Origin of the sequence: Paraburkholderia sp. RCC_158 (genome assembly GCF_041355255.1) — a bacterium.
Lineage (GTDB): Bacteria > Pseudomonadota > Gammaproteobacteria > Burkholderiales > Burkholderiaceae > Paraburkholderia > Paraburkholderia graminis.
The window spans coordinates 132612-147656 of the sequence record NZ_JBFUPM010000015.1 but is presented as its reverse complement, the minus strand read 5'-3'; the positions used below and the strand labels follow the sequence as shown (position 1 = coordinate 147656).

The window sequence follows — 15045 nt, the reverse complement described above, 5'->3', positions numbered from 1 at the left end:
CCTTGACCGTCATCGTTTCTTCTCCTTGCTTGAGTTTACACACTCAGCAAGGGATTCGTTTTTCGGGGGCAAGGTCATTGTGATGATGCCGCACATCCTGATCTTCACAGCATTGCGCTACCTTGCGAATGCAACGAGCCGCGCTCCTGTCTGGCCATCGTCAATTGGAAGCATCTGCACCGTTGCGTCCGGTGATCCGTATGAGGAGCCTCGCCCAGGCACCCCCGTAGGTTGGGCAGAGACTGTGTTGGCGCAAGAGCGCGGTGAGTATTCGAACAATCCGAGCGCCCGAGCCGAAGGATGGCTGGGCACGGATGACGGCAAACAGCACGCCGCCGCGTGGCTCAAGGACCCGGCCGGCCGTGCGGGATCATTTGTCATGCAAAGGGGCAATTAAAGACGAAGCCGGGCGCGCCTGAATGACAAGACGACTCACGGCGGTCATGTAACGACCGCTAGCGATGACTTCAAGGACGACTCCCCGCCACACCTGACCTCAGCCAACTTATCAACAACCCCCTCTGCACAACCGCTGTAAAAACCCGCTGACATCCTGTGGGACAAACCTTGATAAAAACCACAGCCGCCGAAACGCACCAAGACTTTTCCCCAACTCAACCGCACTATCCACGCTTACTCCGCAAGCTTATCGCCCGCGCAACCTCTTGATCCCACACGAAGGTTCGCACTTATCCACAACCGCCAACGCCGCTTGTTAACTACTACTACGTATACAAATACAAAGACTATAAAAACCAGAAGAACCACAATCACCCTCGCCAGCCCGATACACACCCTAGCCAAAACGAGTGCCCACCGAATTAAGCACTCCCCCCACAAACCACCCCCCAAACTTTGCCGAATTTCGATAACACCTCGAATATTGGCTCACTACCATCGGCGAAAGCCTGCCCGCCCACGCACCGCAAAACCTTGCGGCGCCGAGCAAGCGGCAAACTCCGGGAGCGTCCGATGAAATCAGAGTCAACCAGTCAGCACGTCGGCAAAGTCACGCATCACGAGTTGAAGCAGACGCTCGGCACGTGGCAACTTTGGGGAATCGCGGTCGGCCTCGTGATTTCCGGTGAATACTTCGGCTGGAGTTATGGCTGGGCAAGCGCGGGCACGCTCGGCTTCGTGGTCACCGCGGTCTTTATCGCCGCGATGTACACCACGTTCATCTTCAGCTTCACCGAACTCACCACGTCGATCCCGCACGCCGGCGGCCCGTTCGCTTACGCGCGTCACGCATTCGGCCCGACGGGCGGTTATCTCGCGGGCGCGGCCACGCTCGTCGAATTCGTATTCGCACCGCCGGCCATTGCGCTCGCCATCGGCGCCTATCTGCACGTGCAGTTCCCGGGTCTCGAACCGAAGCACGCGGCAATGGGCGCGTACCTCGTCTTCATGGCGTTGAACATCGTCGGTGTGCAGATCGCCGCGGCATTCGAATTGTGCGTGACGTTGCTCGCGATTTTCGAATTGCTCGTCTTCATGGGCGTCGTGTCGCCGGGCTTTCAATGGTCGAACTTTACGAAAGGCGGCTGGGCCGGCGCGGACACGTTCAGCATGGGCTCATTCAACGGCATGTTCGCAGCGATCCCGTTCGCGATCTGGTTCTTCCTCGCGATCGAAGGCGTCGCGATGGCCGCGGAAGAAGCGAAAAACCCGAAGCGCTCGATTCCGATCGCCTACGTCGCGGGCATCCTCACGCTCGTGGTGCTCGCCATCGGCGTGATGGTGTTTGCGGGCGCGGCCGGCGACTGGACCAAGCTGTCGAATATCAACGACCCGCTGCCGCAAGCGATGAAGTACATCGTCGGCGAACATAGCGGCTGGATGCATATGCTCGTGTGGCTCGGACTGTTCGGGCTCGTCGCGTCGTTTCACGGCATCATCCTCGGCTATTCGCGGCAGATTTTCGCGCTGGCTCGCGCTGGCTATTTGCCGGAGTGGCTCTCGAGTGTGCATCCGCGCTTCAAGACGCCGCATCGCGCGATTCTCGCCGGTGGCGTGATCGGCATCGCCGCGATCTATAGCGACGAACTGATTCAGTTCGGCGGCCAGACGCTCACGGCGAACATCGTGACGATGTCCGTGTTTGGCGCTATCGTGATGTATATCATCAGCATGTTGTCGCTGTTCAAGCTGCGCCGCACCGAGCCGAACATGGAGCGTCCGTTTCGCGCGCCGCTTTTTCCGTTCTTTCCGGCGTTCGCGCTGGTGGCCGCGGTGATCTGTCTGGCCACTATGGTGTACTTTAACTTTCTGGTGGCAGTGGTGTTCGCCATCTTCCTCGCACTCGGCTACGTCTATTTCCTCATGACGCGCCATCAACGCGAGGCCGCACCGGCCGACGCATTGCTCGAAGAATGACGGTCGAAGCCGCTGCGCGCGCAGCCGCGTTTGAGTCGTAAGCTGGAGTCGTAAAGATGAGCTATACGGAGACAATCGGCAGCCGCACGTATCGGTTTGCCGATCTGAAGACACTCATGGCGAAGGCGAGCCCGCAACGTTCCGGCGATCAACTCGCGGGCGTCGCGGCAGCAAGCGAAGAGGAGCGCGTCGCCGCAAAAATGGCGTTGGCGCAAGTACCGTTGCGCACGTTCCTGAACGAAGCGCTGATTCCGTACGAAAGCGACGAAGTCACGCGTCTCGTGATCGACGATCATTCGCCGCAGGCATTCACCGAGATTTCGCATCTCACGGTAGGCGACTTTCGCAATTGGCTGCTGAGCACGTCGACGGATGCGGACGCGCTCACACGTATCACCGCAGGCCTCACGCCGGAAATGGTGGCGGCCGTTTCGAAGCTGATGCGCAACCAGGATCTGATCGCAGCGGCGCGCAAGCGTCCGGTGATCACGCGCTTTCGCAACACGGTGGGTTTGCCGGGCCACATGTCGGTGCGCCTGCAACCCAATCATCCGACAGATGACGTCAAAGGCATTGCAGCCTCGATGCTCGATGGCCTGATGTACGGTTGCGGCGATGCGATGATCGGCATCAATCCGGCCAGCGACAACCTCGCCGCGATCACGCGACTGCTTCTGATGATCGACGACTTCCGTCAACGCTATCAGGTGCCCACGCAATCCTGTGTGCTGACGCACGTCACCAACACGATTGCCGCGATCGAAAAAGGCGCACCCGTCGACCTCGTGTTTCAATCGATTGCGGGCACAGAAAAAGCCAACGCCGGCTTCGGCATTTCGCTCGCGCTACTGCAAGAAGCGTATGAAGCGGGACTGTCGCTCAAACGCGGCACGGTCGGCAGCAATCTGATGTACTTCGAAACGGGGCAGGGCAGCGCATTGTCGGCGGACGCGCATTTCGGCGTCGATCAACAAACTTGCGAAGTGCGCGCGTATGCGGTCGCGCGCAAGTTCAATCCGTTTCTCGTGAATACCGTGGTCGGCTTTATCGGCCCCGAGTATCTGTACGACGGCAAGCAGATCACGCGCGCCGGCCTTGAAGATCATTTCTGCGGCAAGCTGCTCGGCGTGCCGATGGGTTGCGACATCTGCTACACGAATCACGCGGAAGCCGATCAGGACGATATGGATAACCTGCTCACACTGCTTGGCGTGGCGGGCATCAATTTCATCATGGGCATTCCGGGCGCGGACGACGTGATGCTCAATTATCAAAGCACGTCCTTCCACGACGCACTCTATGTGCGCGACGTGCTCGGCTTGCGCCGCGCGCCGGAATTCGAAGAGTGGCTCGAGTCGATGCAAATTACCGACGCGCGCGGCGCATTGCTGAGTGCGTCGACACATCAACCGCTGCTCGAGGGCGCGCGCGACTGGATGGGCATCGCATGAGCGACTTTGTCGAGAAGAACTCGTGGAATGCGCTGCGTCAGTTCACTAACGCGCGCATTGCGTTGGGTCGCGCGGGCAACAGCGTGCCCACTGAGCCTTTACTTGCGTTCAATCTCTCGCATGCGCAAGCGCGGGACGCGGTGCATCATCCGTTGGACACCGAAGCATTGCATCAGCAGTTGCATGTGCTGAACTTCAAGACGCTGGACGTGCATAGCGCTGCGCCCGATCGCGAGCACTACTTGCGCCGCCCCGATCTCGGCCGGCGCTTGTCGGAAGAGAGTCGCGTCGCGCTCGCGCAATTGGCGGACGAAGCGCCGGACGTGGTGTTCGTGATCGGCGACGGTTTGTCGGCGTTCGCTGCATCGAAGCAAGCAGTGCCGCTATTGCAAGCCGTCGCTCCGCAACTCGCGGACTGGAAGATCGCGCCTGTCGTCGTCGCACGGCAGGCACGCGTTGCACTCGGCGACGAGATCGGCGAGTTGCTGCATGCGAAGATCGTCGTGATGCTGATCGGCGAGCGGCCTGGGCTGAGTTCGCCCGATAGCCTCGGCATTTACCTTACGTACGCGCCGAAAGTGGGTTGCAGCGACGCGCAGCGCAATTGCATTTCGAACGTGCGTCCCGAAGGACTCGACTATCCGTTGGCCGCGCACAAGCTGCATTATCTGCTGACGCATGCGCGGCGCCTCGGTCTCACCGGCGTTGGTTTGAAAGACGACAGCGACGCGCTGCTCGCCGCTGCGCCGATAGCGCCCGCAATCGGCGGCGAAGCGAATGCAAAACCAGACTCAAACTCCGACGTAAAGTAAAAGCACCTTCACGCATCGGCGCGTTGCACAGGATGCACTGCGAGCCACGCATTCTCATCGTCGTCGAAGAGTCGCGAGCGTGTGAGAAAGCGCAGACCGCTCGGCCGCTCGAGAGAGAACATACCGCCGTTGCCTGGCACGACGTCGATAATCAACTGCGTGTGCTGCCAGTACTCGAATTGCGATTCGCTCATGTAGAACGGCACGCCCGCAAGCGTGCCGAGTTTCACGTCGGAAGAACCGACCATGAATTCGCTTTGCGGAAACATCATCGGCGCGCTGCCGTCGCAGCATCCGCCGGATTGATGGAACAGTACATCGCCGTGTTCCGCGCGCAATTTGTCGATCAGCTCTTTTGCGGCGGGCGTTGCGATCACGCGATCCACTTCTTGTTCGTCGGCCATCAATAGGTCCTCGCAGAAATAAAGCGAGCCGCGCAAAGCGGCCCGCTTTAATGGAATTGCCGGCGTTGAATGCTTAGAAGAAGCCGAGCGGTTTCTCGCTATAGCTGACGAGCAGGTTCTTCGTCTGCTGATAATGGTCGAGCATCATCTTGTGGTTCTCGCGGCCAATGCCCGATTGCTTGTAGCCGCCAAACGCCGCGTGCGCGGGATATGCGTGATAGCAATTGGTCCACACGCGGCCCGCCTGAATTTGCCGGCCAAAGCGATAGGCGCGCGTGCCGTCGCGTGTCCATACGCCGGCGCCGAGACCGTAAAGCGTGTCGTTGGCGATTTCGAGTGCTTCTTCTTCGGTCTTGAACGTCGTGACCGAAACCACCGGCCCGAAGATCTCTTCCTGGAAGATGCGCATTTTGTTATTGCCGCGAAACACGGTCGGCTTCACGTAATAGCCTTTGCTCAATTCACCGCTCAATGTATTGCGTTCGCCGCCGATCAGACACTCGGCGCCTTCCTGCTTGCCGAGATCGACATACGACAGGATCTTCTCCAATTGTTCCTGCGAAGCCTGCGCACCGATCATCGTCTTCGTATCCAGCGGATGACCCTGCGTGATCGCCGCGACGCGCTTCAACGCACGTTCCATAAAGCGGTCATAGATCTTTTCATCGATCAACACGCGCGACGGACACGTGCACACCTCGCCCTGATTCAACGCGAACATCGCGAAGCCTTCGAGTGCTTTGTCGAAATAGCTGTCGTCCTGATTCATCACGTCGGCGAAGAAAATATTCGGGCTCTTGCCGCCGAGTTCCAGCGTGACCGGAATGATGTTCTGGCTCGCGTACTGCATGATCAGACGGCCTGTCGTCGTCTCGCCGGTAAACGCGATCTTCGCGATGCGTTTGCTCGACGCGAGCGGTTTACCAGCTTCGAGACCGAAGCCATTCACCACATTGAGCACGCCGGCGGGCAGCAAGTCCTGAATCAGTTCGGCCAGTACGAGAATGGACGCGGGCGTTTGCTCCGCGGGTTTGAGCACGACGCAATTACCGGCTGCGAGTGCGGGTGCGAGCTTCCACACGGCCATCAGAATGGGGAAATTCCACGGAATGATCTGACCGACTACGCCGAGCGGCTCATGAAAGTGATAGGCCACGGTGTCGTCGTCGATCTCGGAGATCGAACCTTCCTGCGCACGCACGGCGCCGGCGAAATAGCGGAAATGATCGATGGCAAGCGGAATATCGGCGGCCATCGTTTCGCGCAGCGGCTTGCCGTTGTCGATCGTTTCCGCCACTGCAAGGCGCTGCAGGTTTGTCTCCATACGATCGGCAATGCGGTTCAGAATGTTCGCGCGATCTGTCGTCGACGTCTTGCCCCACGCAGCTTTGGCTCGGTGCGCGGCATCGAGCGCCAACTCGACATCCGCTTCGCGCGAGCGCGGAATGGAGGTGAACGGTTCGCCCGTAATCGGCGACACATTGTCGAAGTACTCGCCACCCACGGGCTTCACCCATTCGCCGCCGATAAAGTTCGCATACTGCTTTTTGAACGGGAATTCGGTCGTCAGAAACTGCATCTCCGCGTGATTCATCTGTGTGCTCCTCACATGTTTGATTGGGCTATAGTCGGCGCGATGTCGCGACCGGTTTGCAATCCGTTGAAGCGGGCGCGTGACCCATAGAGCCAGAACCATGCCAATGCACCTGGCTGGTGAGGCGTGCACGCACGGCAAGCACGCGCGCACCGCAGCCTGTGTTTCAAGGTCGAATCGGCGGTCGTGCGCGCGTCGTTTGTGAGCAGTGCAGTTGTTGCTGTTCATCAATTGAACAGGAGCTTGGCACGGGTTGGAGCAATCGGCGTGTTGAATGGGCGTTCGCGATCGGCATGGGACTTGCCTTGTTTTTTCTCTTCGATACTCCATCGCGCGGATTGGCCATGACGATCGAAACCCTCAGCGACAGCGCGACAACCCCGACCACCTCGGCCATCTGTGCGGCTTCGACGCGTGCGCCGCAGCCGAGCTTTCGCGTACAGACCCGCATCGCTCACGACGCCGACGAGCAGGCGCGCAATCTTCACGGCTGGCATCAGACCTACGATCAGTTGACCGCGGGCAGCTTTGTCGGCGGTCTCACGGAGTTGTGCCTCGACCATATGCAGGTGTTCGTCGAAACGACGAGCCACACGTTGCGGCAGACTTGCGAGGTTCAGAAAGACGCGTACTGGTTCGGCATTCCGACATGCCGCGCCGGATCGGGCCGCATCGACGCGCAGATCATTACCGGCGATGCACTCGCGTTTCGTCCGGGTGGCATCGAATTCGAATTGCTGACGTCGGCGGGCTACGAGATTTTCGGTGTAGTCGTGAAGGGCGAAGTGTTGCGCCGCTATGCAGCGCAAGTGGAGCGCGTCGGGCTGGCCGAGCAGTGGGCAGACACTGAGGTCGTGAAGATCGACATGGCGCGCAAAGAGCGTTTATGTGCATCGTTGCGCGAGTTGCTTCAGCAGGGCGCCGCAAGTGCCGCGCCGTTGTCATCGTCTGCGCGCGAGAACTTGCAAGCCGCCGTGCTTGCTTCCCTGTTCGACGTGGGCGCGTTGCCCGCGTGCTCCGAACCGATTGCGATGCCGGCGCGTGCACGTCGTCAGTCGATCGTATCGGAGGCGCGCGATTATGTGCTCGCGAATCGCGATCGTGCGGTCAGCGTGCCGGAGTTGTGCGAGCGTCTGCATGTGAGCCGGCGCACATTGCAATACTGCTTTCAGGACGTGCTCGGCATGGCGCCCGCTACTTATGTGCGGGCAATCCGATTGAACGGCGCGCGGCGCGATCTCTGCAACGCATCGCGCGATTCGCGCTCGGTGCAGGACGTGGCGGCCGCGTGGGGCTTCTGGCACATGAGCCAGTTCGCAACCGATTATCGCAAGCTCTTCGGCATGCGGCCTTCGGATACGTTGAAGGCCGCAATCGGCACGCATTCCGCAACGAATAGCCGCTCGTTCGCGCACTAGCGGCTTTGAATGTGCAGCGCGGTGCGGCACATTGCATTGGATGACTAACTATTTGCGCAGCAGCCGCAAACCGTTCGCGACCACGAGCAGGCTCGCGCCGACATCGGCGAACACGGCCATCCACATGGTGCCGAGACCCATCACGGTCAACACGAGAAAGACGCCCTTGATGCCGAGCGCGAGCGTAATGTTTTGCACCAGCACCGAATGCGTCGCTTTCGACAGGCGGATGAAGAGCGGGATCTTGCGCAAGTCGTCGTCCATCAACGCGACGTCGGCGGTTTCGATTGCGGTGCCCGTGCCCATCGCGCCCATCGCAAAGCCGATGTCGGCACGGGCCAGCGCGGGCGCGTCGTTGATGCCGTCGCCGACCATGCCGACTGTCGCGCCCTCGGCCGACCACTGCGCGACCGCGTCGAGTTTGTCTTGCGGCAAAAGATTACCGCGCGCTTCGTCGATGCCCACCTGTTCCGCGATGGCCGCCGCCGTGTGCGGGTTGTCGCCGGTGAGCATTGCGGTGCGCACGCCCGCGCGATGCAACTCGGCGATAGCCATGCGGCTCGTCTCCTTCACCGTATCGGCGACGGCGAATAGCGCAATCACGCGTTGCGCGTCGCTCAGCAGCACGACGGTCTTTCCTTGACGCTCGAGCGCGTCGAGCCGCGCTTCGAGGGACGGTGAACAACGCCCGAGTTCTTCCGCGAGCCGATGATTGCCGAGCCAGTACGTCGCGCCGTTAATCTCGCCGCGCACGCCGCGTCCGGCGAGCGCTTCGAAGGAATCGACCAGGAGACTCGTCACGCCGTCTTTTTGCGCCGCGCTTGCAATCGCCATCGAAACAGGATGATCGGAGCGCGCCGCAAGACTCGCGGCGAGCGTACGGCAACGCGCTGCGTCGGCATCCGCATCCGCGAGCATTTCGGCGAGCATCGCGAAATCGGTTTGTACAGGTTTGCCGTGCGTGATCGTGCCGGTTTTATCGAGCGCGAGACGGCTCAGCTTGCGACCCTGTTCAAGGTACACGCCGCCCTTGATGAGTATCCCTTTACGCGCAGCCGCCGCGAGCCCGCTGACGATCGTCACCGGCGTCGAAATCACGAGCGCGCACGGGCACGCAATCACGAGCATCACGAGCGCCTTGTAGATCCACGCGTGCCACATGCCGCCGAAAAAGAGCGGCGGCACGAGCGCCACCGCCAACGCGACGGCGAACACGAGCGGCGTATAGACGCGCGCGAACTGATCGACGAAACGTTGCGTGGGCGCTTTGGTGCCTTGCGCCTCTTCGACTGCATGGATGATGCGCGCGAGCGTCGTGTTGCTCGCCGCCGCCGTCACGCGATAGTCGAACGAACCGGCCTGGTTGATGGTGCCCGCGAACACGGCGTCGCCCACGGTTTTGTCGACTGGCAGGCTTTCTCCTGTGATCGGCGCCTGATCGACGCTGGAGCGTCCCGCGATGATTTCTCCATCGAGCGCGATCCGCTCGCCCGGCTTCACGCGGACCAGCGCGCCCGGCGCGATTGCCTTGAGATCGGTGAGCCGCCAGTCGCCGTCGGGCTGCTGCACGCTCGCCTGTTCGGGCGTCAGTTGCATCAGTCCCTGAATCGCATTGCGGGCGCGGTCGAGCGACTTCGCCTCGATCAGTTCGGCGACGGTGAAAAGCACCATCACCATCGCCGCTTCCGGCCATTGCCCGAGGATCAGCGCGCCCGTCACGGCAATGCTCATCAACGCGTTGATGTTGAGGTTGCCGTGACGAATCGCGAGCCAGCCCTTGCGGTAGGTCGTGAGCCCGCAGGAGACGATCGCGAGGATCGCGAGACCCGCTGCCATCCAGACCGGCGCGCCGAGCCAGCCAGCGGCCTCTGAGGCGACCGCGGCGACACCTGCGAGAGCGAGCGGCCACCATGACACGCGCTTTCGCTGATCTTGCGCAGCGTTCCGCGTCGTTGCCGATGCATTCGGCGAGTCGGCATCCGCGAGTTCCGGCGTGAAGTCCAGCGAACGCAGCGCGTCGAGAATGGAGTCGAGCGCATTCGGTGCGTGCACAACGGTCAGCACGCGCTGCATCAGGTTGAACTCCATGCTGCGCACGTCCGCCATGCGGCTGAATTTTTTGCGGATCAACGCTTCTTCGGTCGGACAATCCATTTGCATGATGCGGATCGCCGTGCGCACATCGCCGCCTTGCACTCGTTCGGATTGCGGCAAATCTGCGGCTGGCAATGGCAAGGAAGCATCGGCGGCAGCAGAACAGCAGCCTCCGCCCGCATGGTCATGTGCGTGCTTTTCGTGCCGATGCCCATGCTCATGTTCATGCCCTTGCTCACAGGAGCTTGCTTCCGCTTGTTCCAGACGGTCGTCTTTCGCGTCGTGCGCGTGCTGCATGGTGGCTTCCTCGTTCGATTTGTGGTCTAGTAAACACCTTGAAGCCACTACAAGGTCAAGGCCGGTATCGGAGGGCCCATGAAAATCGGCGAATTGGCGAAAATCGCCCATTGCACGACCGAAACCATCCGCTTTTACGAGAAAGAAGGGCTGCTGCCCGAAGCGGAGCGCACTGAGGCCAATTACCGCAGCTATACGGCGAAGCACGTCGAGCGGCTGCGCTTCATCCGCAATTGCCGCGCGCTCGACATGACGCACGACGAAATTCGCGCGCTGCTGCGTCTGACCGACGCGCCGGCCAACGGCTGCGGCGGCATCAATAATCTGATCGACGAGCATATTGCGCACGTCGATACGCGTATCGACGAACTGCAGCAACTCAAAGCGCAATTGCACGTGCTGCGCGAGCAATGCCACGGCGAACAGGCGGTCGAAGACTGCGGCATCGTGCAAGGTCTCAGCGAAATGGACGTCAGCGCGCCGCGCACACGGCACACGCATCTCGGTTGATGCGGCCAGTCGAATCAACAATCGAATCCAGTTGGAGAAGCAACGTGTTTACATGTAGAAACCAGTCCTGCGGCGCGCAGTGGGAGCAGTCGGACGTCATCATCAAAAACGAAGGGCAAGGGCTTCTGTTCCGCTGCCCGCTGTGTGGCGCGCGGAATTACGTCGAGCGTTTCGAAGGCGACGACGGCGCGGTGCTGTACGAGCAGATGGACGGCCGTCCGTCGCCCGGACCCATCGCCGAATAGTCCCTAGCCTTTAGCCGATCACGAGCCAACCATTTATGAACAGTCCCACTACGGCCGGCGCGCCGTTCAGCCAACTGCCGCTGCCGGCCGCCACGCTCGCGAATCTCACGCAACTCGGCTATGTCGAGATGACGCCGATTCAGGCCGCGAGTTTGCCTATCGCACTCGCCGGCCACGATCTCATCGCGCAGGCAAAAACCGGCAGCGGCAAGACCGCGGCGTTTTCTCTCGCGCTGCTCGCGCGTCTCGACACACGCAACTTCGCCGTGCAGGCGATGGTGCTGTGTCCCACGCGCGAACTCGCCGATCAGGTCACGCAGGAAATCCGCCGGCTCGCGCGCGCCGAAGAAAACGTCAAGGTGCTGACCTTGTGCGGCGGCACGCCGATGCGTCCGCAAACCGCGAGTCTCGAACACGGCGCGCATATCGTGGTCGGCACGCCTGGCCGCATCATGGATCACCTCGAGCGCGGCAGTCTGCCGCTGCAATCGCTCAATACACTCGTGCTCGATGAAGCCGACCGCATGCTCGACATGGGTTTCTTCGACGACATCGCGACGGTGGTCAGGCAATGCCCGAAGGAACGGCAAACGCTGCTTTTCTCGGCGACGTATCCCGAGGGCATCGTCAAGTTGAGTCAGCAATTCCTCCGGAATCCGAAGGAAGTGAAGCTGGCCGAGCGGCACGACAATACGAAGATCCGCCAACGCTTCTATGAAGTGACCGAAGACGAGCGTCTGCATGCCGTCGGTCTGTTGCTCAACCACTATCGTCCGGTCAGCACGCTCGCGTTTTGCAACACCAAGCAGCAATGCCGCGATTTGCTCGACGTGCTGCGCGCGCAGGGTTTTCATGCGCTTGCGCTGCACGGCGAGCTCGATCAGCGCGAGCGCGATCAGGTGCTGATCCAGTTCGCGAATCGCAGTTGCTCGGTGCTGGTCGCCACCGACGTCGCCGCCCGCGGCCTCGACATCGCGCAACTCGAGGCGGTAATCAACGTCGACGTGACGCCCGATCCCGAAGTGCACGTGCACCGCATCGGCCGCACGGGTCGTGCCGATCAGGAAGGCTGGGCATTGAGCCTCGCGAGCATGAATGAAATGGGGCGCGTCGGCGGTCTGGAGCAGGCGCACAAGCGCGACGTCGAATGGCACAAGCTGTCCGAGCTCACGCCAAAGAGCAATGAGCCGCTGTTGCCGCCCATGGAAACGCTGCAGATTCTTGGCGGCCGCAAGGAAAAAATCCGTCCCGGCGACGTGCTCGGCGCGCTCACCGGCGACGCCGGTTTCGCCGGCTCGCAGATCGGCAAGATCAACGTGACGGAGATGTCGACCTATGTGGCCGTCGAGCGCAGCATTGCGCGCGAAGCGGTGCGCAAGCTCAGTGCGGGCAAGGTGAAGGGCAAGAAGGTCAAGGTCCGGCTGATGGAAGACGCCTGATCTCGTGGCGTGGGCGGCGGCGCGCGTGCGAAAAGCGGCGCGTGCTGTTTTCCAGGCCGCGTCGCCGCCACGATCGCGCCTGCGTTTAAGCCATGAAATAAACGCATGCGCCGCATGACAAAGTTTCGATTGTGATGGTTCTTTGGCTGATGCCTAATCATTCAACCGGCACTCGAGCGCAATGGACGGCTGCATACTTCGCCGCCGTCAGTCCGCCGCCGGATGAAGATAGGGAGAAGCCATATGCAGAGCGCCATGCAAGCCCGCTCGAAATTGCCTGATGTCGGCACGACGATTTTTACCGTGATCGGCCAACTGGCCGCGCAACACGATGCGCTGAATCTGTCGCAAGGCGCGCCGAATTTCGCGCCGGACGCGAAGCTCATCGACGGCGTGGCGAACGCCATGCGCGCGGGTCACAACCAGTACGCGCCCATGTCGGGCATCGCAGCGTTGCGCGACGCGCTCGCCGACAAAGTGGAGACGCTGTACGGCGTGCGCTACGACCCGGCCAGCGAGGTGACGGTGATCGCGAGCGCCAGCGAGGGCCTTTATTCGACGATCAGCGCGTTGGTGCATCCGGGCGATGAAGTGATCTACTTCGAGCCTTCGTTCGACAGCTATGGACCGATCGTCCGGCTGCAAGGCGCGACACCCGTGCCGATCAAATTGTCGCTCGCCGATTTCCGCGTGAACTGGGACGAGGTCGCCGCCGCGATCACGCCGAAGACGCGCATGATCATCATCAACACGCCGCACAATCCGACCGCGACCGTGTTCGACGAGGCCGACATCGCGCGCCTGAAAGCGCTCACGCGCAACACGGACATTGTGATTCTCGCGGACGAGGTCTACGAGCATGTGGTGTTCGACGGCGCGAAGCATCAGAGCATGGCGTGCCACAGCGAGCTCGCCGAACGTAGCGTGATTGTGTCGTCGTTCGGCAAGTCGTATCACGTGACGGGTTGGCGCGTCGGCTATTGCCTCGCGCCCGCCGAGTTGATGAACGAGATCCGCAAGGTGCATCAGTTCATGGTGTTTTCCGCCGATACACCGATGCAGTACGCGTTCGTCGATGCATTGGCGAATCGCGAAAGCTACCTCGGCTTGTCCGCGTTCTATCAGCAAAAACGCGATCTGCTTGCACATGGGCTTCGCGAATCACGCTTTGAGTTGCTGCCGAGTGCAGGCAGCTTTTTCATGCTCGCGCGCTTTCGCGGCTTCTCCGATGAAACGGACAGCGACTTCGTGTTGCGCCTGATTCGCGATGCGCGCGTCGCGACGATTCCGCTCTCGGCGTTCTACAGCGACGGTACGGATTCCGGCCTGATTCGCCTGAGTTTTTCGAAGGACGACGCGACGCTGATCGAAGGCGCGCGCCGTTTGTGCGAGATCTGAAACTGCGTGCGCGTGAGCGCGGCGCTGTCATTTTTGAACGCAGTATGATCGTCGCGCCATTGCACATTCACACGCTACGTATTCGTACTACAACGCCTACTACAACGAAACCGAAGGAAAGGGACCTGCTATGAAACTGCTCAAGTCTTTGTTGGCGCTCGCCTGCGCGTTTGCATCGGTGGCGGCATCGTCCGCTGCCGTTGCCGCCGACACATCGACGCTGCGTTTCGGGCTCGAAGCGCAGTATCCGCCGTTCGAATCGAAGGGACCGGGCGGCGAGCTGCAAGGTCTCGACATCGACGTCGGCAATGCAGTGTGCGCCGCCGCGAAGATGACCTGCAAATGGGTGGAGACATCGTTCGACGGTTTGATTCCGGCGCTGCAAGGCCGCAAATTCGACGCGATCAACTCGGCGATGAATGCGACCGAACAGCGTCGCCAGGCGATCGACTTCACGACGGTCGTCTATCGTGTGCCGACGCAGTTAATCGCAAAGCGCGACAGCGGTCTGCTGCCGACTGCCGAAGCATTGAAGGGCAAACGCGTGGGCGTGTTGCAGGCGTCGATTCAGGAGACGTTTGCGAAGACGCATTGGGAACCCGCGGGCGTCACCGTCGTGCCGTATCAGGATCAGAATCAGGTGTACACGGACCTGGTCGCGGGGCGTGTCGATGCAACGCTCGTGCTCGCGCCCGCGGGACAAACCGGTTTTCTGTCGAAGCCGAATGGCAAGGACTACGCATTCGTCGGCCAGCCGGTGCGCGACGACAAGATTCTCGGCAGCGGTATCGCCTATGGCATCCGCAAGGGCGATACGGCATTGCGCGAGCGCTTGAACGCGGCGATTGCGAAGGTGCAGGCGGACGGCACCGTGAAGACGCTCGCAGCGAAATACCTCGGCAATATCGACGTTTCCGCGAAGTAACCGCTTGCGGTGCGCAACATCCGCAGCGCACGCATAACTCCGCTTGTTGGCCGCGTGTTTGACGGCTACGATAAGTGGCCTC

The 15045-nt window shown here is 61.0% G+C and carries 13 protein-coding genes and 1 pseudogene; 11 read left to right on the top strand and 3 right to left on the bottom strand.

What is annotated here, in order from left to right; genetic code table 11:
• The 4 genes and pseudogenes from AB6809_RS25605 to eutC all read left to right on the top strand — a co-directional run.
• Positions 1–397, top strand: a pseudogene (locus AB6809_RS25605) (hypothetical protein); the annotation flags it as partial.
• 575 nt (positions 398–972) lie between these two features.
• The gene (gene eat / locus AB6809_RS25600; protein WP_029971158.1) at positions 973–2376 is read left to right on the top strand and encodes an ethanolamine permease; all 1404 of its coding nucleotides are present in this window, start codon (positions 973–975) and stop codon (positions 2374–2376) included.
• A gap of 56 nt (positions 2377–2432) precedes the next feature.
• A complete protein-coding gene (locus AB6809_RS25595; protein WP_006050578.1) occupies positions 2433–3827 on the top strand; it encodes an ethanolamine ammonia-lyase subunit EutB in 1395 nt (464 codons plus the stop codon).
• A complete protein-coding gene (gene eutC, locus AB6809_RS25590; protein ID WP_006050577.1) occupies positions 3824–4639 on the top strand; it encodes an ethanolamine ammonia-lyase subunit EutC in 816 nt (271 codons plus the stop codon). Before AB6809_RS25595 ends, eutC begins: the two co-directional genes overlap by 4 nt.
• Positions 4640–4647: 8 nt before the next feature.
• Here eutC and AB6809_RS25585 read toward each other — a convergent pair whose 3' ends face one another.
• The gene (locus AB6809_RS25585; protein WP_371027415.1) at positions 4648–5043 is read right to left on the bottom strand and encodes a DUF779 domain-containing protein; all 396 of its coding nucleotides are present in this window, start codon (positions 5041–5043) and stop codon (positions 4648–4650) included.
• Positions 5044–5116: 73 nt separating this feature from the next.
• Complete coding sequence (adh, locus tag AB6809_RS25580; protein ID WP_371027414.1) at positions 5117–6637, bottom strand: aldehyde dehydrogenase; 1521 nt, start codon at positions 6635–6637, stop codon at positions 5117–5119.
• Between the two features lie 344 nt (positions 6638–6981).
• Between adh and AB6809_RS25575 the strand changes: the two genes are divergently transcribed.
• Entirely contained in the window at positions 6982–8055 is a 1074-nt protein-coding gene (locus AB6809_RS25575) for a helix-turn-helix domain-containing protein (protein WP_371027413.1), read from the top strand.
• 48 nt (positions 8056–8103) lie between these two features.
• Here AB6809_RS25575 and AB6809_RS25570 read toward each other — a convergent pair whose 3' ends face one another.
• Entirely contained in the window at positions 8104–10215 is a 2112-nt protein-coding gene (locus tag AB6809_RS25570; RefSeq protein WP_371027412.1) for a heavy metal translocating P-type ATPase, read from the bottom strand.
• Between AB6809_RS25570 and AB6809_RS25565 the strand changes: the two genes are divergently transcribed.
• The 6 genes from AB6809_RS25565 to AB6809_RS25540 all read left to right on the top strand — a co-directional run bounded on the left by AB6809_RS25565 (position 10210) and on the right by AB6809_RS25540 (position 14963).
• The gene (locus tag AB6809_RS25565; RefSeq protein ID WP_371027410.1) at positions 10210–10476 is read left to right on the top strand and encodes a hypothetical protein; all 267 of its coding nucleotides are present in this window, start codon (positions 10210–10212) and stop codon (positions 10474–10476) included. The genes AB6809_RS25570 and AB6809_RS25565 overlap by 6 nt on opposite strands.
• Before the next feature lie 48 nt (positions 10477–10524).
• The gene (cadR, locus tag AB6809_RS25560; RefSeq protein WP_029971152.1) at positions 10525–10956 is read left to right on the top strand and encodes a Cd(II)/Pb(II)-responsive transcriptional regulator; all 432 of its coding nucleotides are present in this window, start codon (positions 10525–10527) and stop codon (positions 10954–10956) included.
• Between the two features lie 44 nt (positions 10957–11000).
• A complete protein-coding gene (locus tag AB6809_RS25555; protein WP_006050570.1) occupies positions 11001–11201 on the top strand; it encodes a hypothetical protein in 201 nt (66 codons plus the stop codon).
• Between the two features lie 35 nt (positions 11202–11236).
• The gene (gene dbpA / locus AB6809_RS25550) at positions 11237–12640 is read left to right on the top strand and encodes an ATP-dependent RNA helicase DbpA (RefSeq protein ID WP_107709112.1); all 1404 of its coding nucleotides are present in this window, start codon (positions 11237–11239) and stop codon (positions 12638–12640) included.
• Positions 12641–12883: 243 nt separating this feature from the next.
• Positions 12884–14038 carry a pyridoxal phosphate-dependent aminotransferase gene (locus AB6809_RS25545; protein WP_371027408.1) on the top strand — a complete coding sequence of 385 codons (1155 nt, stop codon included), beginning with the start codon at positions 12884–12886 and terminating at the stop codon, positions 14036–14038.
• A gap of 130 nt (positions 14039–14168) precedes the next feature.
• Positions 14169–14963: an ABC transporter substrate-binding protein gene (locus tag AB6809_RS25540; protein ID WP_053857332.1), complete on the top strand. Its 795-nt coding sequence runs from the start codon at positions 14169–14171 to the stop codon at positions 14961–14963.
• Positions 14964–15045 lie beyond the last annotated feature (82 nt).